We start from the raw sequence: 22,639 nt of genomic DNA on the forward strand, positions 1-22,639 counted from the left end.
CATGACAGAGAAACATGTAGGAAAGGTCATACAGGTCATGGGCGCCGTTCTGGATATTCGATTCCAGGAAGGCGAACTGCCAGCTCTCTTAAATGCCATTTCCATTCAGCTTAACGGACATGAGCTGATTTGTGAGGTGGCACAACAGTTGGGGGATGACACGGTTCGCTGCGTTGCCATGAGCTCAACGGATGGCCTTGTAAGAGGAACAGAAGCAGTTGATACAGGGAGCCCCATTACGGTGCCTGTCGGAGACGGCTGCTTAGGACGAATTTTTAATATCTTGGGCGAGCCTGTGGATGAGAAGCCGGCTCCCGAAACAGAGGAAAGATGGGCGATTCATCGTCCGGCGCCTTCCTTTGAAGAACAGACTCCCGCGACAGAAATTCTGGAAACCGGAATTAAGGTTGTAGACCTCATTTGCCCTTATGCAAAGGGTGGTAAAATTGGTCTCTTTGGCGGTGCGGGTGTAGGAAAAACCGTTTTAATCATGGAGTTAATCCACAATGTCGCAACAGCACACGGCGGTATTTCCGTATTTACCGGTGTAGGAGAGCGTACCCGTGAGGGTAACGACCTTTACGGGGAAATGAAGGAAAGCGGCGTTTTGGATAAGACAGCCCTAGTTTACGGACAGATGAATGAGCCGCCCGGAGCAAGAATGAGAGTCGGACTTTCCGGCCTTACTATGGCGGAGTATTTCCGTGATGTGAAGCATCAGGACGTACTACTTTTCATTGACAATATCTTCCGTTTTACCCAGGCAGGATCAGAGGTTTCCGCACTTCTTGGAAGAATGCCTTCTGCCGTAGGATATCAGCCGACCCTTGCAACCGACATGGGTGCTTTACAGGAGCGTATCACTTCCACAAAGCAGGGTTCTATTACTTCCGTTCAGGCGGTTTATGTGCCTGCGGATGACCTAACAGACCCGGCTCCCGCAACAACCTTTACGCACCTTGATGCGACGACCGTACTTTCCAGAGATATCGCAAGTAAGGGTATTTACCCTGCAGTGGATCCTCTGGATTCCACCAGCCGTATTCTTACTCCGGAAGTTGTCGGAGAAGAGCACTATCAGGTAGCAAGAGGCGTACAGCAGGTTTTACAGCGTTATAAGGAATTGCAGGATATCATCGCCATCATGGGTATGGATGAGCTTTCCGAAGAGGATAAGATTACCGTTTACCGTGCGAGAAAGATTCAGAACTTCCTGTCTCAGAGCTTCTCCGTAGCGGAGCAGTTTACAGGACTCGAAGGAAAGTATGTTCCTTTGAAGGAAACCATACGCGGCTTTAAGATGATTCTGGACGGAGAATGTGATGAACTTCCCGAGTCCGCATTCCTCTTGGTAGGAACGATTGAAGAAGTCTTTGAAAAAGCAAAGAAACAGTAAGGAGGGACGCTTATGGCAATGTTCCCATTAGAGATTGTTTCTATGGACGGAGAGAAGTTCAACGGCGAAGTGGAAAGACTGAGCCTTCGCAGTATCACCGGAGATTTGGCTATCATGGCGCATCACATTAACTACTGCACTGCTGTGGGAATGGGAACAGCCAAGGTCATTCTTCCGGACGGTACCGAGAAAAAGGGCGCCTGCATCGGCGGTATGCTTTCCATGATGGACAACCACTGTAGATTGATTCCGACCACCTTCGAGTGGAGTGATGAAATCGATGTGGAGCGTGCAGAGCGCGCCAAAGCCAAGGCCGAAAAGCGCATCGAGGAGGAAAGTTCCGAAGAAGCGCGAGTTCGTGCACAGGCTAAACTCTATAGAGCTTTGATTCGTTTACAAACAGCAGAGAAATAAAATGAAGAACTGCGGAGGAGATTTTTCCTCCGCAGTTCTTTAAATCTCGCTAATCAGGCAATATCCTTTTTCTTGACCTTCATTGATGATATATATTTTTTCAGTTCCAAATGTGCTTTGATAACGAAATCGTGGTTTCTCATTGCATAAGTTTTCCAGTTTGTTTCTTAAAGGATCATTTTTGGGGAGTATGTCGATTAAGTTCAAAACTCTATCCTTTACATCTTCGTCTGACTTTATTTTGAAAAAGCTATCTTGGCTTTCTAAGATAGAAAAGAATTGCGTTTGCACAGCCTCCGGAGGAAGTGTAAAGGAATAAATGTCCAGACGATCGTTTCCAAAGCCTCTTTCACTGCGATATTCAATAGTTTTGTTGCTTGCCTTTCCTTTTAGCTCTTTTAAATCATCCTCTATTTGCAGAAAACGGCCGGCAGGCTTTAGTGCAATTAGAAAAAAACAGACTGCTAATAGAAGATAGAAGAGAAATCTTAGTTTCAGTAAATTTTTGTTAGCCATTGATTTGTATCCTTACTATATGAAATATAATCATCTTTTATATGAAAAATAGTATAAGGAGTATAGATTAAATAAAATGGAATAATATATTAATTATAATCACAACACGCCATAATTAATTAAAAAGTCCTGTATAGCATGCAAGTAAATAGTTAGATAAGCATCTTAGTTAAAAGGATAGTTGAACAGCTTATAAGGATGTAGCTTATCGGTTCTTTTGTAATATATTTACTTATGCTATTATAAATTAATATAGAATATTTATCGTGAGTTAGAACAACGAAAGGCATACTTGAATCATGTTAAAATGCAATCCGCTGAGCCGGAATTTTTTTAAGAATAACAGCTTAAATTTGTTTATGGCAGTGCTTGGAACCAGTGTTTTATCTTTGGCGATTCTTTCGGTGCCGCAGCTATTTCAGATTTTGATTGATTACTTATCGGGAAGTAGAGAATATTCTTTAAGAGGGATTATTCTTCTTACTGCCGGTATTTTTTTGATGGAGTTCTTTTCCGCCGTAGCGACATATTTTTTTAGAACAAAATTCAGTACCAGGGCGGTCTTACAGTACCGGAACTTTGCCTGCGATTATTTATTGAAAAAGAAGGTTGCGGATTTTTATGCTTCGAACAGTTCGGTGTATCTTTCCGCTTTAAGTACCGACCTCATGAAGATAAAAGAGCAGTTTCTGGATCAGATTCCGATTATCACGCAGATTCTTTTCTGCGGTATCGGCGCGATGATCGTGATGCTTCGTTACAATGTCTTTTTGGCCTGTATGTCCTGCGTTCTTTCTCTCATTCCTTTCTTTGCGGCGCTGTATTCCGGGAAAAATATGGGAGAGCTGGAAGACCGGTTGTCGACAAGAAATGCGGAGTATCTCGCTTTTTTAAAAGACTTTTCCATCGGCTTTACCATTATCAAAAGTTATAAGGTGGAAGCCATCTTTTCAAAATTGCATGGCGCGGTAAACGAAAAAACGGAAGAAACGATGTTGAAACGGGAAAGGTGCGTCGAAAAGGTAAATTACTTTGCGGCTATTTCAGGCTATATCACAAGGCTTTCCATTCTCTTTCTTTCTGCGTATATTGCATTTACAAGGCATAGCATTTCCATCGGAACAGTCATTGCCTTCTCACAGCTGATTCATTATCTGATTGATCCTTTAAGTTCTCTTCCTTCCATGCTTTCGGAAGCGAAGGCCGCGTACAGGCTTACGGATAAGTTTTGGGATACGATAAAGAGGGAGGAAGAGTTACGAAAAGTTGTGGGGAACAAAAAGGCCCTAGAGCAACAGGAATTCATAGAGCATCAAAGCACAACCGAGCATAAGGACAGAGTAGGGGATAAAATTGCTATAGAAGAGCAATCAGGTATGGCGGAAGCACTACCTTCCCTTCGCGGAGAGATTCTCTTTAATCAGATTTGCTTCTCCTATTCGGAAGGAAAAGAAGTTCTGAAAGGTTTAAACTTGCGGGTAAAAGAGGGAGAGAAGGTGGTTCTTCTCGGGACTTCCGGAAGCGGAAAGTCCAGCATTTTGAAAATCCTTATGAGCATGGAAAGAGCACAGTCCGGGACAATCCGCATTGGCGGGCAGGACACTATGGATTTGGGAGAAGACAGAATTTTCAAGGAAATCTCCTACATCCAGCAGGAGGTCTTTATCTTTGACGGAACGATTCGAGAAAATATCTGTCTTTTTCAGAATTGCCGGGAAGAGGAACTACAGTCCGTGATAGAGCGGGCAGGACTTCGGAATCTCGTAAAGGAAAAGGGCTTAGACTATCTATGTGGAGAAAACGGAGCAGCCTTGTCCGGAGGAGAGAGGCAGAGAATCAGTATTGCGCGAAGCTTGCTTCGGAAAACGCCCATTTTACTTGCGGACGAGATTACGGCTTCCTTGGATAAGGAAAATACTTATCTGGTCTTGGACACTTTGCTAAACATAGAAAATACAACGGAAATTCTGGTTCTTCATGACCTAGATAGCCGGATTTTAAGCCGTGTGGATAGAATATGCGTATTAAAGAACGGAAAAGTCGAGGAAGAAGGGAACTTTACGGAGCTATTGGAGAAAAAGGGCTATTTCTATGCCTTGTATCATGTGGAGGCGGAATAAAAAGAGGGGAAAAGTCCTGCTTTTTCCCTCTCCTCTTTTTTGCTATAATATATTGATTATATCATTTTATTATCTTTATGGACGGCTATCGCGTGCGGTGTATGCGGTATCTCGTCTATAATGCGTTTCATGCGAGAAAAGCACAGTATCTCGTTTTTCCCATCATCAAAACAGAAAAGAGCTGTATATGGACAAGAACAATTTATTCCGAAGAATTCCGAAGGTAGACATCCTTCTGGAAGAGGGGAAAGTACTGGATTTAATTCAAGACTACGGTCTCTCCTATGTGACTGACAAGGTAAGAGAAGCGGTCGAGGAGATACGGGAAGAAATCAAACTACTGTCTCCCTCCGAAGAAAATAGAGAAGACGAAATTCTGCGCAGAATTGACCATATTGAGGATGCGATAGCGGAGCACGTGGAGCAGGGAATCGAGCTGAAACTTCGTCCGGTTTTAAACGGAACCGGAACTATTTTACATACGAATCTCGGAAGAGCACCGCTTAGCCACAAGATTTCCACCGAGCTTGCGACGCTGCTTTCTTCCTATTCGAACCTCGAGTATAACCTCGAAGAGGGAAAGAGAGGCGAGCGCTATTCTCATATGAAAGAGATGATTTGTAAAATCACCGGGGCGGAGGATGCCATGGTGGTGAATAACAATGCGTCTTCCGTGCTGCTCATTCTTTCCACCCTGGCTAAGGGCGGGGAAGTTATTGTCTCCCGTGGAGAGTTAATTGAAATAGGGGGAAAGTTCCGGATTCCCGACGTTTGCGCACAGTCCGATGCGGAGATGGTGGAGATTGGAACGACGAATAAGACCCATCTATCCGATTATCAAGAGGCAATTACGGAAAATACGAAGGCCTTCTTAAAAGTGCATACCAGTAACTATTGCATCATGGGATTCACCGAGTCGGTAGAGGCAAAGGATTTAAAGTCGCTTTCCCTAGAGCACAATATTCCGATTATTGAGGACTTGGGCTCCGGTGTACTTCTACCGCTGGAAAAGTACGGCATTCGGCATGAGCCGATGGTGCAGGAGGCAATCGAGTCCGGGGTGGACGTTGTCTGCTTTAGCGGAGATAAGTTGCTTGGCGGACCGCAGGCCGGCATTATCATCGGAAAGAAAAAGTATATCGATGCCATGAAGAAGAATCCGCTGACGAGAGCTCTTCGAATTGATAAGTTTACGGTAGCGGCACTTTCCATGACGCTTCGGGAGTACCTTCACATGGAAGGGATTGAAGAGCGGATTCCGGTTTTGAAAATGCTTTCCGAACCGCTTTCTTCTATAAAGGAGAGAGCGGAGAGCTTATGCAACTTGTTTCGGGACAATCGTTTACCGGGAGATTGTACAGTTCGTGCCTGTACCTCACAGGTGGGAGGCGGATCTCTTCCGGATACTTATATGGACAGTTTTGCCGTATCCTTCCATCCGCATAAAATCAGCGTGCCGGAGCTGGAGAAACGACTGCATTTTACCAAGGAGCCCTTAATCGGAAGAGTTATGGAGGATGATTTCTGGATTGACCTTCGCACGATTCGGGAAGAAGAATTAGAAAGAGTAGTAGAGAGTTTTCAGGAGGCTTTAGAGTGAAACACATTATCATCGGTACGGCGGGACACATCGATCACGGAAAAACGACACTGATACGGGCGCTGACCGGTAGGAATACAGACCGCTTAAAGGAAGAGCAGGATAGAGGGATTACCATTGAGCTGGGATTTACCTGGTTTGACTTGGAAGAAGGCTTACGCTGCGGAATCATTGATGTACCCGGACATGAGAAGTTTATTCAGCAAATGGTCTCCGGTGTAGTGGGGATGGACATGGTACTTGTGGTTGTGGCCGCCGATGAAGGAATCATGCCGCAGACAAGAGAACATCTGGATATCCTGAAGCTCCTCGGTATTGAAAAATGTATTTTGGTGCTGACAAAGTGTGATACTGTGGATCTGGAATGGATTTCTATGATGGAAGAGGATATTCGGAAGGAACTAAAGGATACCATCCTGGAGGACGCACCGGTTGTTCGTGTTTCTTCCGTTACAGGGGAGGGAATAGAGGATTGCAAAAAGGCAATTTCCGCGATGGTAAAGGCGCTTCCGGAAAGAGATACCAAAGGAATTCCGCGTCTTCCGATTGACCGCGTGTTCAGCCTGCAGGGATTTGGAACCATTATTACCGGTACGCTTATTTCCGGAACGCTTCATAAGGGAGATGCACTGGAGATCTATCCGGAAGGACTGAAAGCGCGGATTCGAAACATTCAGGTGCATGAGCAGGACTCCGAAATTGCGGAAGCCGGACAGCGTGTGGCGCTGAATTTAACCGGTGTAAAGAAGGAAGAGCTCCATAAGGGCTCCGTTATTTCTGCGGAAAACAGTATGGAGAATTCCACCCTTATGGACGGAAAGGTGACCATGCTTCCCGATACGAAGAGAAGCCTGAAAAACAGGGAAAGACTGCATTTCCTGTCCGGGACAAAGGAAGTGCTTTGTCGCGTGGTGCTTCTGGACAAGGAAGAAATCGGCCCGGGAGAAGAGGGGCTTTGTGAGTTTATTTTGGAAGAGGAAACGGTATTTAAGAGGGGTGATCGTTTTATTCTCCGCTTTTACAGTCCGGTGGAAACCATCGGAGGCGGCGTGGTACTTGAACCCAATGCCAGAAAGAAGAAACGCTTCTCGGACGATACCATTCAGGAGCTTTTAAGTAAGGACAAGGGCTCTTTAGAGGATGTACTGGAAACCCTTCTTCGAGAAGAACTGGAAACCTTGTATACGATTTCGGCTCTCGCAAAGCGAATTTCTCACTCGAAGGAAGAAATCGAGCCCGCCATGGAGAATCTGATCCGGGAAGAGCGTGTTTTCCCTGTTCTTGTGCAGAAGGAACGCTATTTTCTGCATAAAGAAAATGCGTATATCCTCAGTACGGAAATGGAGCATGTACTGGAAACTTTTTATAAAAAACACCCCTATCGAATCGGCATTCCGAAGGCGGAGATGCGCGAAAAGCTCTTAAAGAATAGTAAGCAAAACCTCTTTGATGCCTGTATGCCCTTTATTTCCGGCGTGCGTTTGGAAGGCGAATACCTGCTCCTCACAGATAGAACGGATTTCAAGGACGAAGCCTACCAAAGAATGGAAACAAATATCTTGTCCCAGCTTTCCGAAGCCGGCTTTATGCTTCCTCGTGTGGAGGAGCTCGACCGAAAGAAAGCGAAGGAAGAGGACTTTCTCGACATTCTGCAAAACTTGGTAGTGGAAGGGCAGCTTGTAAAGGTCGGAGAGGATCCGGAGCTTCTAATCTTAAAAGAGAATCTTGACAAGGCGGAAGACTATCTTAAGAGCTATTTTTCAGAAAATGAGATACTCGGCATTGCAAGCTTGAAGGAACAGTTTGGAACGAGCAGAAAGTGCGCTAAAGCACTGATTCAGTACTTTGATAAGGTGAAGATGACGAAGAGAGTTGCGGGAGAGGCGGAGAGAGTGGCCGGCCAGGAGCTGAAGCATCAATAAGCGTTTATCTCTTCTCCTCTATCCTTTTTGTAAAGTCGCTCTCGCTCGGGCTACGACATAGCGGTACTAAATTCGCACATCGCTTTGCTTGTGCTCATTAAGTGCCGATGTCTTCGCACGCTTTACAAAAAGGATAGGGGAGAATAACAATCGAAATTAATTACAATTCAGGTTCGATAGAAATCGGATACTTGAAATTCATAGTCTTAATGAGTGTCGCTTATATAGCGTGCGGTATCTCGTCTATAAATATCAAATCAATAAGAGGGGGAATGTCATGAAGGACGGAACTGAAAGAAAATGCTCTTGTCTGATTTATGGGGATTCTTTAACTTACGGCTATCTTCCGAATGATGCGCATCAGGATCTGAGGCTCCCGGTGGAGGAACGCTACACGACGATGCTGGAGAAAGCTTTTCCGGAAGTTCATTTTTCTGTCCGAGCCAAGGTGGGGCGTTGTATTCCCTATCTTCCTTTTGAGTGGGAAGACTTTAAGGAGGCCTGTAAGAACTTGACAAGTAAGGATTTCCTTATCTTTTTTTTGGGAGTAAATGATTTTTTAAGTTATGGTCGTCCGGATATTCCAAGAGTTTTGAATCATCTTAAGGGCTTTTTTTCTGATTTTAAAAAAGAAAATATTCCCTTTCTTTCTGAAGATATTCTCTATGTCTGTCCTCCTAGTCTGGATTTTAGCGGTGATAAAGCCTATTCCGCTTTTAGTACTGTGGATGGACAACTGAATGAAGCATTGTCCGTGTATTGTGAGTCGGAAGGAATTCTTTCTTTTAATACGGCAAAACTTACATTGGAAAGGTATCCGGATAAAGTGCATCTTACAGGAGATGCGCAAAAGAATCTTGGAGCGAAACTTGCGGAGTTTATTCGAAGAGAAGATTTCTTTAAACTGGACTAAGAAAGTCATTTTATTAAAAATTACAGGAGAACTACATTCCTTATAAAAAATTACTATAGACTATCCCTATAAATACAATAATATTGTTGAAAAAGACGAGAAATATAGATAAAATCTTAACAAATTCGAAATAAGATAAAAATAAAGAGGAGGCAAGATACAGTTTCTTTCATGGGAACCATTATCTTATTTCAGCTATTTTTATGTTTCCGGAAAGAAAAGATGATCCAATGGCGGGGAGCGATTGATGAAAGGGTCAATCACAATGTCTAAGTGATGAGGCGCTGATTTGAGACAAACAATACAATATCTCAGAGAAAAGCGACTCTAGAAGAGGAGAAGAAAGATATGGATGCTTTAAATGCTATCATTAACAAAGGGAATGATTTCTTGTGGGGATTTTTGCTCATCATCCTTTTGTGCGGAACAGGTATTTATTACACTTTTCGTCTGAAGTTTATCCAGCTTCGTCGTTTTGGAGAGGGGTTCAAACTGGTTTTCGGGCATTTCAATCTGAATGGTGAGAAGCATGATACAGGAGAAATGTCTCCGTTCCAGGCGATTGCAACTGCTATTGCAGCTCAGGTTGGTACAGGAAACCTTGCCGGAGCGGCAACAGCAATCGTAAGTGGTGGACCCGGGGCAATTTTCTGGATGTGGGTATCCGCTTTTTTTGGAATGGCTACCATCTACGGTGAGGCTGTTCTTGCGCAGACTTATAAAGAGGAAAAAAACGGACAAGTAACCGGAGGTCCGGTTTACTATATTAAAGCCGCTTTTAAGGGTGGATTAGGAAAAGCAATGGCAGCAGCTTTTGCGATTTTTATTACCCTTGCACTCGGCTTCATGGGAAATATGGTACAGTCCAACTCCATTGGTGCTGCGTTCAAGGAAGTATTTGCTGTTATGAATGTCAATATTCCCAGTGTGGCTATCGGAGTATTTGTAGCAGCCATTGCCGCTTTCATTTTCTTTGGCGGTACAAAGAGACTTGCTGCTGTGTTGGAAAAAGTTGTTCCGCTCATGGCAGGTATTTATATTGTAGGTGCTTTGATTTTCATTGTTTTGCATATCACAGCGCTTCCGGGAGCAATTGCATCCATCTTTATCGGTGCTTTCAACCCGCAGGCAGTTGTAGGTGCAGCAGCAGGTATTACCATCCGTCAGGCAATTCGTTTCGGTGTGGCTAGAGGACTTTTCTCTAACGAAGCAGGTATGGGTTCTACTCCTCACGCTCATGCAAGAGCAAAGGCGGAGTGCCCGGATGCACAGGGACTTTGCGCTATGGTTTCCGTATTTATCGATACTTTCGTAGTATTGAACTTAACCGTGTTTGTTATCTTGACAAGCGGTATCCTCGGAACGATTGATCCGTCTACGGGTGAGGTTTTTACCGGTATTCGTTTAACCCAGCAGGCTTTTGTGGCCGGATTTGGTAATTTTGGTCATTTCTTTGTAGCTTTCTGTCTTTTCTTCTTTGCTTTCTCTACAGTACTAGGATGGCATTTCTTTGGTGCAGTGAATGTTCAGTACTTGTTTGGCAAGGAAGCAGTAAAGCTTTATTCTGCAATCGTTGTGGTTTGTATCATTATCGGCACAACTTTAAAGGTAAACTTGGTTTGGGATATGTCCGACTTCTTCAACGCACTTATGGTAATCCCGAACGTACTCGCTCTTCTTGCTCTCTTTAATGTGGTAAGAGATACGAAGAAGAGAGAAAAGTAAATTGCATTAAACTCAAGCTTGCAGAAATGCATTGAAGGGGGGAGAGTTTTAATCCATATTTGAAGGCAGTCCGGTGAAAACAGGGCTGCCTTCTCTACTCGTCTGGAGAAGAAGAATCAGCCGGTAAATCCCGGACAGAACGGAAATCCCGGCGGAAACGGAATTACGGAAAGAACCCCTGTAAATCCCAAACCGTCCGATACATCTGCAATCCCGGGAAATTCTATTCCGCAAAGTTCGGGAGGAGTTCTTGGTGCAGATCGTCCGATGACTTCCGGAGATAGTGTTTCTTTATCTGCTACTGAGGGAAATCTTCCCGAAGAAAAGAACGGAACCGTGCTTGCTGCGAATCGTAACGCAAACGGAAAGAATGCTCGAGGAAGATCAACTGTTTCCACGGGAGATGAAATGTTTTCCGGACTGTGGGCGTCCCTTTTTGGAATATCTCTCCTTTCTCTTGCCGGATATGCAATGCTAAGGAAAAAAGAAAGTTAAAAAATACTTCGGGAATAGAATATAAAAAGAAAAAGAGCTTAAGACGGAATGGTCTTAAGCTCTTTTGGCTCTTATTCAAAATGAGTGTTGCCCGCATAGTACGCGCCATCTCGTTAAGTGACAATATCTTATGCTTTCTTCTCTTTTGGAAGAACGATATTTAAGAATACCGCAATGATGGTAGCCAATACAACAGGAGACTTTCCGAAGATCATGGTGAAGGAAACCGGGAAGAGTCCTAAGGAAGCCGGAGCCTGTGCGATACCTACACCGATAGCGGCAGCAAGTCCGACAACTGTGGTGGAGCGTGCTGTTAAAGGTTCCTGTGTGATTAATTTGATTCCTGTCATGGCAATGGTAGAGAATACGGTAATGGTTGCTCCTCCGAGTACGCATTGCGGAATCGTAGTAAGCAGTGCGGAGAATTTAGGACAAAGTCCGCAAGCTAAGATAAACAGTCCTGTTGTGGCAAATACTCTTCTTGCAACAACCTTGTTGGAGATAACGATACCCACGTTCTGAGAATAGGTTGCTGTGGGAAGTCCTCCGAAGAAAGAAGTCAGGAAGTTCGTTGCACCGTAGGCAATGATTCCGCCACGAAGCTCATCATCACTCGGCTCTCTGTTGAAACCGCCCATGGTAGTTGCTGTAAAGTCACCGATTGCCTGAATGGAGTTAATCGCAAAAAGCAAGCCGATGGAAATGCAAGCGGGGGTGCTGAACTTAACACCGAAGGGTAAGAAATGCGGTAAGGAGAACCAGGATGCAGTGCCGATTTCTTTGAAAGATACCATGCCGAAAGCGAGTGCAACAAGATATCCGACTACCATACCGAGTAAGATAGAAGCCAGTTTAAAAATACCTTTTCCGAAGGTGCTGAAGCACATTACGGCAATCAAGGTAATAAGAGCAACCAGCCAGTTCTGCCAGGAACCGTAAATCATGGATTCCGGAAGTCCCTTTTTAGCAATTAACTCAGCGTTATTTGCAACACCACCTGCCATATAGTTGATGGCAGTCGGGTAGAGAGATAGACCAATAGTGAACACAACGGTACCGGTAATGAGCGGCGGGAAAAACTTTCTAATCTTCTTTACGAAAACACCTACTACTACGGCAACGATACCGCCGACCATCATAGCGCCTACAATGGTTTCGACTCCGCCACCTTCTCCTGCAATGGCCTGCATGCTGGGGAGATAGGCAAAGCTGATTCCCAGAATCATCGGAAGTCCCGCTCCGAAAAATCCTTTCTTAATAGGAAAGAGCTGAAAGAAAGTACAAACGGCAGACATGGTTAAAGATGCTTGAATCAAGATGATTCTTTGCCCTATTTCCAATCCTGCTACGTTGGAAATGATAATCGCCGGAGTTACACAGCCGATAATCATGGCGACAAGGTGCTGTAAAGCCAAGGATATGGTGGGAGCCACAGCCGGCTTTCCGTCCCACTTAAATAACTCATTCATTTTGTTTTGTTCTACATTCATATAGCCCCTCCTGACCAAAATGATTTTATGGAAACAAAATTATTTTTTGACCAAATAATACTAGCTAAAAACACTTCGAAATACAACTTGGCAATTCCTACAGATTTTAATTTATGATTTTGTATAATTTTTTGAGTTTTAAAAATGATTTATGCAGTGCTGAGAATAGCTGAAATTTTTTTGAATCGGATTAGGATTGTACAGTCGGTGAGCGAAAAATGTCTATACAAAAGAGAGAAAAAAGACATGTTCATTCATGCCTTTTCTCTCTCTTTTTTTCATCTTTGGCTATTTTTGACTTTCGTCTCGGGTTATGTATATAGTATCTAATAAATTAAAAAATGTAAAATTGTATTTAGCTATATTGCATAAGCGTAATAGATAAATTCTATAAGTGAAAATAAGAGACTTTTGTTTTATTTTCATCCGTTAAGAAATATATATATATAGGATAATATTTATAGATTTTATGCCGTATATCGGCTCTTGAATTAATTCTTTGCCCCTCCTTAGCCGACATTCATAGAAGATGGCTATAATTACCCTGTTTTGGTTGATTTAACGAAGGATTACGTTAAAATATAAACAAAGGTATGACGCCTAAATTCTGTTTTTTATACTAAATAAAAAACAAGATATATCCAGAGAGAGTGCAAACCACCGAAGAGGCAAGTTGCAAAGCGCAATGAATCTTTCAGGTAAAAGGATGGATATATTGGGGACTCTGAATCAATGTGAAACAGGGTTGTGGGAATGACAGTTCTCCGACCCTGTTTTTTGTTTCTCTATGGAAGAAAGGAGAAAAGAGATGAAGAGTCTGGTGATTGTAACAAATAACCCGCTGGTGAAGGAGAATTTTCCTAAAAAGTATCCGAATACGGATGTCGAAATTGATTTTCGTGAAATCTCATTCATGGATATTTTAAAGGGAGTAAGGGATATGGTTCATATGGGAGGAAAGATTCTGACACATCCTCTTGACGGTTCCATCAAGCCGAATGAAACTCCGTATGAGTCAGTCCTTTTGGATAAGACCCCGGAAGAGGGCTTTGATATGAAATCTCTGGATTTGATTGAATATGCTTTAAATACCTGTGAGAAATTCGAGGAAAAGGATCGTATTCATGCAGAAGAAGTGCAGAAGGATTTTCAGACTTTGGATTGGACGCTTCTGGATAGCGGATTAGAGTCGCTTATGTTGCATTAATTAACATAAAGTTTTTTAAAGGAGGTAGCAAAAGTGAAACTGGAATTAGGTAAGATTTTCATCAAGGACATCCAGTTCGCAGACACAACCGAGATTAAGGATCATGTTCTCTATGTGTCGAAGAAGGAACTTACGGAGGTCTTCCTTACGGAAGAAAAGATCAAAGAAGTAGAATTCGATATCGCTAAACCGGGCGAGTCGGTTCGTATCACTCCGGTTAAGGATGTTATTGAGCCCAGAGTAAAGGTAGAAGGAAAGGGCGGCGTTTTCCCGGGAGTGATTTCTTCCGTAGAGACAGTCGGCTCAGGAAAGACCTACTGCTTAAAGGGTATGGCGGTGGTTACTGCAGGACCGATTGTTGGTTTCCAGGAGGGAATCATTGATATGACAGGTCTTGGCGCAGAGTACACTCCGTTCTCCAAGACTCTTAACTTAACCTGTGTATGTAAACCGGTAGAGGGAACAGAGTCTCACGCGTATGAGCAGGCTGTTCGTATGGCAGGTCTTAAGACTGCTACATTTATCGCGGAGAAGGCAAAGGAGTTAACTCCGGATGAGACCAAGGTATACGAGACCTTAGATCTTATCGAGGGAGCAAATGCCTATCCGAATCTTCCGAGAGTTGGTTATGTACAGATGTTACAGTCTCAGGGACTTCTTCATGATACCTATGTATACGGCGTAGATGCGAAGAAGATTCTTCCCACCATTCTCTATCCGACAGAGGATATGGATGGCGCTATCATTTCCGGAAACTGTGTTTCCGCTTGTGATAAGAATCCGACCTATGTTCACGAGAACAACCCGGTTATTGAGGATCTCTTCGAGGAGCATGGAAAGACCATCAACTTTGTAGCACATATTATTACCAATGAGAACGTTTACCTTGCTGATAAGGAGCGTTCTTCCAACCAGACTGCAAAGCTTTGCAAGATGCTTCACCTGGATGCGGTAATTGTTACCGAGGAAGGCTTCGGAAATCCGGATACTGACCTCATTATGAACTGCAAGAAGATTGAGGCTGAGGGAATCAAGACCGTTATCGTTACCGATGAGTATGCAGGAAGAGACGGAAAGTCTCAGTCTCTTGCCGATGCGGATGTTGCCGCAAATGCATTGGTAACTGCCGGAAATGCGAACCAGTTGATCACCCTTCCGAAGCTCGATAAGCTGATCGGCACACTGGACTATGTAACAAAGATTGCAGGAGCAAGTGATACAACACTGAAGCCGGACGGATCGTTGGAAGTGGAATTACAGGTTATTACCGGTGCTACTTCTGAAGTAGGATTCAATAAGCTTAGTGCAAGATAAGGAGAAAGAAATGGGAAAATTAAGAGTTGTACAATATATTAACCAGTTCTTCGCTCAGGTAGGTGGAGAGGATAAGGCTGATTATCCAATGGAGTACCATGAGGGCCCAATGGGACCGGGACTTGCATTTCAGCAGGCTTTCGGCGATGAGGCTGAAATTATCGGAACCATCGTTTGCGGAGACAGTTTTTTTGGTGAGAATACAGACAAGGTAAAGCCGGAAATCTTAAAGAAGGTTGCTGAGCTTAAGCCGGATTTATTCATCGCAGGACCTGCATTTAACGCCGGTCGTTACGGATTTGCTTGCGCAACCATCGCTGTTGCCGTTCAGGATGAGCTGCATATCCCTGTTATTACAGGTATGTATGTAGAGAACCCGGGTGCTGATGAAGCAAAGAGCAAGGTCTACATTGTTTCCACAAAGAACAGCGCTGCCGGCATGAGAGATGCCGTTAAAAAGATGGCTCCTTTAGGCTTAAAGATTGCTCGCGGAGAGCATATCGGTTCTTCCAAGGAAGAAGGATATATCCCGCAGGGAATTCGTGTAAACTTCTTCGAAGAGGAGAGAGGTTCCAAGCGTGCGGTTAAGATGCTTCTTGCTAAGATTGCAGGCAAGGAATTTACTACAGAGTATCCGATGCCGTCCTTCGACCGTGTAGATCCGATGCCTGCTGTTAAGGATCTTTCCAAGGCTACTATCGCTTTAGTTACTTCCGGCGGTATTGTTCCGAAGGGAAATCCGGACCACATCGAGTCTTCCAACGCAACTCGTTACGGCGAGTACTCCATCAAGGGAGTAAATGATTTAACCGCCGAGACGTATGAGACTGCACACGGCGGATATGATCCGAGCTACGCAAATCAGGATGCGGATAGAGTTCTTCCGGTGGATGTTTTAAGAGACCTTGAGAAGGAAGGAAAGATCGGAAAGCTTTACGATTATTTCTTTACTACTGTAGGTAACGGAACAGCCGTTGCTTCCGCTAAGAAGTTCTCCGAGGAAATCGGTGCAAAACTGAAGAAAGACCATGTAGATGCGGTCATTCTGACCAGTACGTGAGGAACCTGTACACGTTGCGGTGCAACGATGGTTAAAGGTATCGAAGCTACAGGAATTCCTGTTGTACATGTATGTACTGTTACACCTATTTCCATGACAGTAGGTGCAAACCGTATCGTTCCGGCTATTGCTATTCCTCACCCGCTTGGTAATCCGTCCTTAAAGCCTGAGGAAGAGAAGGCATTGAGAAGAAAGATCGTAGAGAAAGCTTTACATGCACTCACCGTGGATGTAGATAAGCAGACCATCTTTAAGTAAAGGATGATTTTCTTGTAAGATATCTGCGATTTATAAAGTTTAAATCAACTTTAAAAACGCAAGTTTAGTACAGGAGTTTAAGCTCTGTATTGAACTAAACAGAATTCGAGGGGGCAGGAACCCTGCCCCTTACAATTCTTAACGAGTATCACTCGCAAAGCGTGCGACATCTCGTTCTGAATTAACAGAATGGGTGAGAACCCAAAAGATTTTGTAAAAGAGATTTGCAAAAAAGGATTTTTTCATATTTGGCTATTTTACGGATAGTACCTCTAGAGTGTAAATACACAAAGGAATAACTTGGAAATTTTCTTTCCTAGAACTTTGCTTAGTGTATAATAGAGATACTGATTTGAAACGGGTTTCTACTGCTTTTGCAGAAAAAATAAATAATAAAGCATTGGGAAGGAGATTCAGAAGACTATGTCAAAGCTGTATGATGTTTTGATCTTAGGTGCCGGTCCGGGGGGACTTGCAGCAGGCCTTTATGCAGGTAGAGCAAGGCTCTCCACTTGTATTATCGAAAAGGGGCAGGATGGAGGACAGATTGCAATCACGGATTCTATTGAGAACTATCCGGGACAGATTGTAGAAGGAGAGTCCGGACCTTCTCTGATTAAGAGAATGACAGAGCAGGCTGAGCATTTTGGTTGTGATCGTGTACACGATACAATCAAGTCTGTAGAGCTGGAGGGGGATGTAAAGAGACTTGTGGGTGTTAACGGAACGTATGAGGGAAAAACCTTGATTATTGCTACGGGAGCCAATCCTCGTCCTATCGGATGTAAGGGAGAGCAGGAGTTCCTCGGAAAGGGTGTTTCCTACTGTGCAACCTGCGATGCCAACTTCTTTGAGGACCTTCCCGTATTTGTAGTCGGTGGAGGAGATTCCGCTGTAGAAGAGGCTATGTACCTGACTAAGTTTGCAAGCTCCGTAACGCTCATTCACAGAAGACATGAGTTAAGAGCGGCAAAATCCATTCAGGAGAAGGCTTTCAAGAACGAGAAGCTTCATATTATGTGGGATACTGTTGTAGAGGAACTTTCCGGAGACGATATCCTACAGAAGATTAAGGTAAAGAACGTAGTTACAGGCGAGGAGCAGGTTCTGGAAGCAAGTGAAGAAGACGGTATGTTCGGTATCTTCGGTTTCATCGGAAGAATTCCGACTACGGAGCTTTTCCAGGGAACCAATCTTAAGATGGATGAAAGAGGATATATTCCTACTGATGAAGATATGCACACCAATATCCCCGGTGTATTTACCGTAGGGGATGTTCGTGTGAAGAGTTTAAGACAGGTTGTGACCGCTGCCGCTGACGGTGCAATTGCCGCAACGCAGGCAGAGAAATATCTGAACGAGATGGAGTAATCATTCCTCGAAGATACGTTTTCTTGAGTACATCATCATTTTAAAACAGATTATTTTATATAAAAGGAGGAATTATGTTAGAAGTTAATAAGGACAATTTTGAAGAGGAAGTATTAAAGGCTGAAGGCTATGTATTCGTAGACTTTTTTGGAGACGGATGTGTACCTTGTGCTGCACTGATGCCTTTCGTTCATTCTTTAGCTGATCAGTATGAAGGAAAGCTGAAGTTCACTTCCTTAAATACAACAAAGGCAAGAAGACTGGCAATCGGCCAGAAGATTCTCGGACTTCCGGTTATGGCGATTTATAAGGATGGCCAGAAGGTCGAAGAATTAGTTAAGGATGCTGCAACAGAAGAATCCATTAAGACAATGGTGGAGAAGTACGTTGCATTAAATGCCTAAATTTATACCGCGTATTTGGCGTTTTGCCATTACGATATAAACTTTTCAAGAAAGGAGAGAAGAGATGGCTATTTTAAAGGGTAAAAAAGTAATCATCATCGGAGACCGTGACGGCGTTCCAGGACCAGCTATTCAGGCTTGTGTTGAGACTGCCGGCGGAGAAGTAGTTTTCGCTTCCACTGAATGCTTCGTTTGAACGAGCGCAGGCGCAATGGATTTGGAAAATCAGAAGAGAGTAAAGGATTTTGCTGAGAAGTTCGGACCGGAGAATCTGGTTGTAGTTCTTGGCGCTGCTGAGGGAGAGGCTGCAGGGCTTGCAGCTGAGACCGTTACAGCAGGTGATCCTACCTTCGCAGGTCCATTGACAGGGGTCCAGCTTGGACTCACAGTTTATCATGTTTGCGAACCGGAGCTTAAAGCAGAGTTTGACGAGGCCGTTTATGACGACCAGGTCAGCATGATGGAAATGGTTTTAGATGTTGATGACATCGTAAATGAAATGAACAATATTCGTTCCGAGTATTGTAAGTACCTTTAAAAAAATAGGGGAGCTTTTTCGGGCTCCCCTTTTTTCTAAAAAAATTACGAAAAATTGAGAAAAAAATAGCAAAAAAATCTCTTAGTTTCTTTCATCTTAGTCACGATATGACAAGTTTAATTCTTTAAAAGAGGGAATCAATATGAATAGTATTATTAAAGGCGTAGGTTATTGCTTAAATTACACACCGGGACTGATGTTGCAGCATGGTTCCACCATTGCTACGGAAAGAGTGGTAAATCCGGACGGAGATTTCTTAAAGGAGATGGGAAAGCATGTTCGTTCCTTTGAGGATTGTGTGACATATTGGCCAAATCAGGTTTATATCGGAAACAAGACTCCGGAAGAGTTAAAAGGAGTGGAGTTTCCTTATTATGATAAAAAAGTAGAGGGTGCAAGCCGTTACGGTAAGTTCGGTGAGATTATGCCGGAGGCGGAGTTCCTGCTTCTTGCACAGGCTTGTGACTGCTTTGAAGTTGTATATATGGAGAAGGGCTTTGTGGCTCAGCATAAGCCGGAGCTTGCAAAGGATCCTGTTATTACCGAAGAAATCTTAAATCGTGTAACAGAGGGTGCTGAGCTTTCCGAGATTCAGGGCTTTGTAGACAGACATGAGGCTGAGCCTTTGTTCTATGAAGGTAAGCTTATCGGTTGTGTAAAGAGAGCACATGATATTGATGTAAACTTATCCGCAGAGGTAATGCTTGAGAACATCATGAATAAGGCAAGTTCTGTTCTTGCTATTTTACATTCCTTAAAGCACTCCGGCGTAAATGCCAATGAAATCGAGTATGTTATCGACTGTTCCGAGGAAGCCTGCGGTGATGTAAACCAGCGTGGCGGCGGAAACTTTGCGAAGGCAGCTGCTGAAATTGCAGGACTTATGAATGCAACCGGTTCCGATGCCAGAGGCTTCTGTGCAGGTCCGTCTCATGCCATGATTGAGGCCGCCGCTTTGGTTAAAGCCGGGGCATACCATACCGTTGCCGTAATCGGTGGAGGTTGTGTACCGAAACTTGCCATGAACGGGAAAGACCATGTAAAGAAAGAGCTTCCGATGCTTGAGGATTGCCTTGCTTCCTTCTGTATTATCGTTTCCGAGAATGACGGAAAGTCCGCTGAAATCAATCTGGATATCATCGGTCGTCATACTGTAGGTACAGGAGCTGCTCCGCAGAACGTTATCGGTTCTCTTGTAGCCGATCCGCTTGAGCGCGCAGGACTTACCGTAAAGGATATCGATAAATTCTCTCCGGAGATGCAGAATGCCGACATTACCAAGCCCGCAGGTGCAGGAGATGTGCCGATGGCGAACTATAAGATGATTGCCGCTCTTGCCGTAAAGAAGGGCTGGCTTGAGAAAGCTGACCTTGCTAATTTTACCGAGGAGAAGGGCTTAGTGGGTTATGCTCCGACACAGGGACATATTCCTTCCGGTGTGCCTTTTGTTGGATTTGCCAAGGAAGACATTGAAGCCGGAAAGATGAACAAGGCTATGATTATCGGTAAGGGATCACTTTTCCTTGGAAGAATGACCAACCTCTTTGACGGTGTTTCCTTCATTATCCAGAAAAATACCGGAAAGGGAACAGGAGCAGTATCGGAGGAAGAAGTTCGTTCTATGATTGCGAAGTCCATGAAGGATTTTGCTGCTTCCATTTTGGGAAATCAGGAATAAGAAAGGAAGGGTAGAATGGCTAAGGAAATTAAAGAGCTGATTGCCGATACCTTTTTAGCCATGGCAGAGGGCTTAGAGACCGGTTCTTTTGGGAAGAAGCCTCGTATCGCTTTAACAGGTATGGGTTCCGAGCATGGGGAGGAAAACTCCATGAAGGCTGCGGTGGACGCGGCAAGAGACGGCGTTGATGTAGTATATATCGGTTCCTTAAAGCATGAGCTGGTAGAGACCGTGGAAGTTCCGGATGATGAAGCAGGACATGATAAGATGGACGAGCTTCTAAACGAAAGAAAGATTGACGGTGCGGTAACCATGCATTATCCGTTCCCTATCGGGGTATCTACTGTAGGACGTGCCGTAACACCGGGTATCGGTAAGGAAATGTTTATTGCGAACACTACCGGTACTTCCAGTACGGACCGTATCGAAGGAATGGTAAAAAATGCCATTTACGGCATCATCACTGCAAAGGCCTGCGGCTATGCCGAGCCGACTATCGGTATCTTAAACGTAGACGGTGCAAGACAGACGGAGAAGGCTTTAAAGAAGCTTCAGGCGAACGGTTATCCGATTCATTTTGCAGAGTCTTCCCGTTCCGACGGTGGATGCGTGATGAGAGGAAACGATGTACTTCGCGGTACGGCGGATATCCTGGTAACCGATTCTTTAACCGGAAATGTGCTTTCCAAGATGCTTTCCTCCTTTACAACAGGCGGATCCTTTGAGGCGCAGGGATTCGGTTATGGACCCGGTATCGGAGAGAATTATGAGAAGCTCGTGATGATTGTCTCTCGTGCTTCCGGTGCTCCTGTTGTAGCCAATGCACTTCGTTTTGCAGGAGAACTCGTTAAGGGTAAGGTTTTCGAAGTTGCAAAAGAGGAGTTCAAGAAGGCGAAGAGAGCCGGACTTGACGATATTCTTGCCGAGATTCGGGAGGCAAACAAGCCGAAGGAAAGCGGTGAAGAGGTTAAGGAACCTCCCAAGGAAGTGGTTACTGCAGCACTTTTCGGGATTGAAGTCACCGATCTTGATGATGCGGTTCGTTGCCTGTGGAAACTCGGAATCTATGCGGAATCCGGAATGGGTTGTACAGGACCGATTATCCTCGTATCCGAGGCAAACCTGGAAAAGTCTGAAGCAGAGCTTAGGGCCAAGGGATATATCTCTTAATGTACATAAATGAACTATTACTCGCTTTGTAAGAGGTAATCAGTAAGAATAAGATAAGTGCCGCTGCAGGTTTCAAAGCATTCTTGCAGCACACTTATTTTTATGCCCAAAATTCGGGAGAAACCACTGCATGAGTAAAACCTTGGTAAAGGAAGGTAAAGAGGAGAATTAAAATAAAGATAAAGAGCAAATTAAGATAAGGAATATTCTTCAATCTTAAATTATTTTTAAGTAAATATTTTCTTATGAAAAGCCGGGTTGCATTATAGTGGATGAGAGCAACTTGGCTTTTTATAGATAAGGAGCAGTAAACGATGAAAAAAGTAGGCATCATTCCCTCAACGAATTTACTGGAGACCGATAACCCCTATCATGACCGTTCACAATTTTTGGAGCTTTACACCAGACGTATTACGGAAAATGGAGGACTTCCAATTGGAATTTTAAACGTAGGTGGTTTTCTTTCAGAGGAAGCACTGGAACTCTGTGACAGCTTCTTAATCTGCGGAGGAAAACGCATTTTCCCGTATCACTTTCAGGTCATCGATTATGCACTAAGAAGCGGAAAAAGGCTCCTCGGGGTATGCCTCGGCATGCAGGCAATACACAGTTATTTTATTGCGAAAAGAGAGCGGAAAAACCGACCCGGTAAGAGTACTCTGGAAGTCTATACGGAAATGAAAAAGGAAAAGTACTTTTTTGTTGAGCCTGTGAAAGAGCACTGGAAATTAAATCCGAATCGGGGTGAGGAAGACTTGGTTAAACACAAAGTCACGATTTCGGAGGACTCGGTTCTTCGGAAGTATTTTCCGGAAAAGGAGATAGAAGGCGCAAGTATGCATAATTATCGGATTACGGAGCCGTCGGAGGAGTTGAAAGTCGTAGGGCACAGTGAGGATGGGACGATTGAAGCGATAGAGTATGGGGAGAAGGTGCTGGGGATTCAGTTTCACCCCGAAATTGACGGAAGCTTCCCCGGAATTTTCCGGTTTTTAACCGGATTTCCATTAGAAGGATAATTTTACAAAAAATGAAATAGGAGCTTCAT

Annotated in this window: 19 protein-coding genes and 1 riboswitch; of the genes, 17 read left to right on the forward strand and 2 right to left on the reverse strand. The window is 44.0% G+C overall.

What is annotated here, in order from left to right; translation table 11 throughout:
• The first annotated feature begins 1 nt into the window (after position 1).
• Together atpD and atpC are read left to right on the forward strand one after the other, a co-directional pair.
• Positions 2-1,396, forward strand: coding sequence for a F0F1 ATP synthase subunit beta (gene atpD, locus HMPREF9625_RS07210; protein ID WP_009534043.1), 1,395 nt, complete (start codon positions 2-4; stop codon positions 1,394-1,396).
• A gap of 12 nt (positions 1,397-1,408) precedes the next feature.
• A complete protein-coding gene (gene atpC, locus HMPREF9625_RS07215; RefSeq protein WP_009534044.1) occupies positions 1,409-1,810 on the forward strand; it encodes an ATP synthase F1 subunit epsilon in 402 nt (133 codons plus the stop codon).
• A 39-nt stretch (positions 1,811-1,849) separates the two neighbouring features.
• On the opposite strand, the gene HMPREF9625_RS07220 is transcribed toward atpC, so the two are convergent.
• Positions 1,850-2,326: a hypothetical protein gene (locus HMPREF9625_RS07220; RefSeq protein ID WP_009534045.1), complete on the reverse strand. Its 477-nt coding sequence runs from the start codon at positions 2,324-2,326 to the stop codon at positions 1,850-1,852.
• 299 nt (positions 2,327-2,625) lie between these two features.
• Here HMPREF9625_RS07220 and HMPREF9625_RS07225 point away from each other — a divergent pair, with 299 nt between their 5' ends.
• The 6 genes from HMPREF9625_RS07225 to HMPREF9625_RS07250 all read left to right on the forward strand — a co-directional run bounded on the left by HMPREF9625_RS07225 (position 2,626) and on the right by HMPREF9625_RS07250 (position 11,101).
• The gene (locus HMPREF9625_RS07225; protein ID WP_009534046.1) at positions 2,626-4,446 is read left to right on the forward strand and encodes an ABC transporter ATP-binding protein; all 1,821 of its coding nucleotides are present in this window, start codon (positions 2,626-2,628) and stop codon (positions 4,444-4,446) included.
• A 187-nt stretch (positions 4,447-4,633) separates the two neighbouring features.
• The gene (selA, locus tag HMPREF9625_RS07230; RefSeq protein ID WP_009534047.1) at positions 4,634-6,046 is read left to right on the forward strand and encodes an L-seryl-tRNA(Sec) selenium transferase; all 1,413 of its coding nucleotides are present in this window, start codon (positions 4,634-4,636) and stop codon (positions 6,044-6,046) included.
• Complete coding sequence (selB, locus tag HMPREF9625_RS07235; protein WP_009534048.1) at positions 6,043-7,968, forward strand: selenocysteine-specific translation elongation factor; 1,926 nt, start codon at positions 6,043-6,045, stop codon at positions 7,966-7,968. The genes selA and selB overlap by 4 nt, the downstream gene beginning before the upstream one ends.
• Before the next feature lie 277 nt (positions 7,969-8,245).
• Positions 8,246-8,881 carry a GDSL-type esterase/lipase family protein gene (locus HMPREF9625_RS07240; protein ID WP_009534049.1) on the forward strand — a complete coding sequence of 212 codons (636 nt, stop codon included), beginning with the start codon at positions 8,246-8,248 and terminating at the stop codon, positions 8,879-8,881.
• A gap of 348 nt (positions 8,882-9,229) precedes the next feature.
• Positions 9,230-10,606, forward strand: coding sequence for an alanine/glycine:cation symporter family protein (locus HMPREF9625_RS07245; protein WP_009534050.1), 1,377 nt, complete (start codon positions 9,230-9,232; stop codon positions 10,604-10,606).
• 267 nt (positions 10,607-10,873) lie between these two features.
• Positions 10,874-11,101 carry a hypothetical protein gene (locus tag HMPREF9625_RS07250; protein WP_009538293.1) on the forward strand — a complete coding sequence of 76 codons (228 nt, stop codon included), beginning with the start codon at positions 10,874-10,876 and terminating at the stop codon, positions 11,099-11,101.
• 128 nt (positions 11,102-11,229) lie between these two features.
• Here HMPREF9625_RS07250 and HMPREF9625_RS07255 read toward each other — a convergent pair whose 3' ends face one another.
• Positions 11,230-12,591 (reverse strand): uracil-xanthine permease family protein, encoded by a 1,362-nt coding sequence (locus HMPREF9625_RS07255; RefSeq protein WP_009534051.1) that lies wholly within the window; start codon positions 12,589-12,591, stop codon positions 11,230-11,232.
• Between the two features lie 631 nt (positions 12,592-13,222).
• A riboswitch (glycine riboswitch) is annotated at positions 13,223-13,311 on the forward strand.
• Between the two features lie 88 nt (positions 13,312-13,399).
• Here HMPREF9625_RS07255 and HMPREF9625_RS07260 point away from each other — a divergent pair.
• The 9 genes from HMPREF9625_RS07260 to HMPREF9625_RS07315 all read left to right on the forward strand — a co-directional run bounded on the left by HMPREF9625_RS07260 (position 13,400) and on the right by HMPREF9625_RS07315 (position 22,610).
• Positions 13,400-13,798, forward strand: a complete 399-nt coding sequence (locus HMPREF9625_RS07260; protein WP_009534052.1) for a GrdX family protein — start codon at positions 13,400-13,402, stop codon at positions 13,796-13,798.
• Between the two features lie 33 nt (positions 13,799-13,831).
• Positions 13,832-15,112 (forward strand): glycine/sarcosine/betaine reductase component B subunit, encoded by a 1,281-nt coding sequence (locus HMPREF9625_RS07265; RefSeq protein WP_009534053.1) that lies wholly within the window; start codon positions 13,832-13,834, stop codon positions 15,110-15,112.
• Between the two features lie 10 nt (positions 15,113-15,122).
• Positions 15,123-16,430, forward strand: a complete 1,308-nt coding sequence (grdB, locus tag HMPREF9625_RS07270) for a glycine reductase complex selenoprotein B (RefSeq protein WP_081485006.1) — start codon at positions 15,123-15,125, stop codon at positions 16,428-16,430.
• Positions 16,431-16,853: 423 nt separating this feature from the next.
• Positions 16,854-17,801 carry a thioredoxin-disulfide reductase gene (gene trxB, locus HMPREF9625_RS07280; RefSeq protein WP_009534055.1) on the forward strand — a complete coding sequence of 316 codons (948 nt, stop codon included), beginning with the start codon at positions 16,854-16,856 and terminating at the stop codon, positions 17,799-17,801.
• A gap of 74 nt (positions 17,802-17,875) precedes the next feature.
• Entirely contained in the window at positions 17,876-18,205 is a 330-nt protein-coding gene (gene trxA / locus HMPREF9625_RS07285) for a thioredoxin TrxA (RefSeq protein WP_009534056.1), read from the forward strand.
• A 64-nt stretch (positions 18,206-18,269) separates the two neighbouring features.
• Complete coding sequence (gene grdA, locus HMPREF9625_RS07295; protein ID WP_081485007.1) at positions 18,270-18,743, forward strand: glycine/sarcosine/betaine reductase complex selenoprotein A; 474 nt, start codon at positions 18,270-18,272, stop codon at positions 18,741-18,743.
• A 142-nt stretch (positions 18,744-18,885) separates the two neighbouring features.
• Positions 18,886-20,421 (forward strand): glycine/sarcosine/betaine reductase complex component C subunit beta, encoded by a 1,536-nt coding sequence (gene grdC / locus HMPREF9625_RS07300; protein WP_009534057.1) that lies wholly within the window; start codon positions 18,886-18,888, stop codon positions 20,419-20,421.
• 15 nt (positions 20,422-20,436) lie between these two features.
• Complete coding sequence (gene grdD / locus HMPREF9625_RS07305) at positions 20,437-21,591, forward strand: glycine/sarcosine/betaine reductase complex component C subunit alpha (protein ID WP_009534058.1); 1,155 nt, start codon at positions 20,437-20,439, stop codon at positions 21,589-21,591.
• Positions 21,592-21,905: 314 nt separating this feature from the next.
• The gene (locus HMPREF9625_RS07315) at positions 21,906-22,610 is read left to right on the forward strand and encodes a gamma-glutamyl-gamma-aminobutyrate hydrolase family protein (RefSeq protein WP_009534059.1); all 705 of its coding nucleotides are present in this window, start codon (positions 21,906-21,908) and stop codon (positions 22,608-22,610) included.
• Positions 22,611-22,639: the final 29 nt, after the last annotated feature.

Origin of the sequence: Oribacterium parvum ACB1 (genome assembly GCF_000238055.2) — a bacterium.
Lineage (GTDB): Bacteria > Bacillota > Clostridia > Lachnospirales > Lachnospiraceae > Oribacterium > Oribacterium parvum.

Coding starts and splice junctions, on each gene's coding strand:
- HMPREF9625_RS07260 (WP_009534052.1), top strand. CDS start 13,400: ATGAAGAGTCTGGTGATTGTAACAAATAACCCGCTGGTGAAGGAGAAT.
- HMPREF9625_RS07225 (WP_009534046.1), top strand. CDS start 2,626: ATGTTAAAATGCAATCCGCTGAGCCGGAATTTTTTTAAGAATAACAGC.
- grdC (WP_009534057.1), top strand. CDS start 18,886: ATGAATAGTATTATTAAAGGCGTAGGTTATTGCTTAAATTACACACCG.
- atpD (WP_009534043.1), top strand. CDS start 2: ATGACAGAGAAACATGTAGGAAAGGTCATACAGGTCATGGGCGCCGTT.
- atpC (WP_009534044.1), top strand. CDS start 1,409: ATGGCAATGTTCCCATTAGAGATTGTTTCTATGGACGGAGAGAAGTTC.
- HMPREF9625_RS07250 (WP_009538293.1), top strand. CDS start 10,874: ATGACTTCCGGAGATAGTGTTTCTTTATCTGCTACTGAGGGAAATCTT.
- trxA (WP_009534056.1), top strand. CDS start 17,876: ATGTTAGAAGTTAATAAGGACAATTTTGAAGAGGAAGTATTAAAGGCT.
- HMPREF9625_RS07220 (WP_009534045.1), bottom strand. CDS start 2,326: ATGGCTAACAAAAATTTACTGAAACTAAGATTTCTCTTCTATCTTCTA.
- selA (WP_009534047.1), top strand. CDS start 4,634: ATGGACAAGAACAATTTATTCCGAAGAATTCCGAAGGTAGACATCCTT.
- trxB (WP_009534055.1), top strand. CDS start 16,854: ATGTCAAAGCTGTATGATGTTTTGATCTTAGGTGCCGGTCCGGGGGGA.
- HMPREF9625_RS07245 (WP_009534050.1), top strand. CDS start 9,230: ATGGATGCTTTAAATGCTATCATTAACAAAGGGAATGATTTCTTGTGG.
- HMPREF9625_RS07255 (WP_009534051.1), bottom strand. CDS start 12,591: ATGAATGTAGAACAAAACAAAATGAATGAGTTATTTAAGTGGGACGGA.
- grdD (WP_009534058.1), top strand. CDS start 20,437: ATGGCTAAGGAAATTAAAGAGCTGATTGCCGATACCTTTTTAGCCATG.
- HMPREF9625_RS07240 (WP_009534049.1), top strand. CDS start 8,246: ATGAAGGACGGAACTGAAAGAAAATGCTCTTGTCTGATTTATGGGGAT.
- HMPREF9625_RS07315 (WP_009534059.1), top strand. CDS start 21,906: ATGAAAAAAGTAGGCATCATTCCCTCAACGAATTTACTGGAGACCGAT.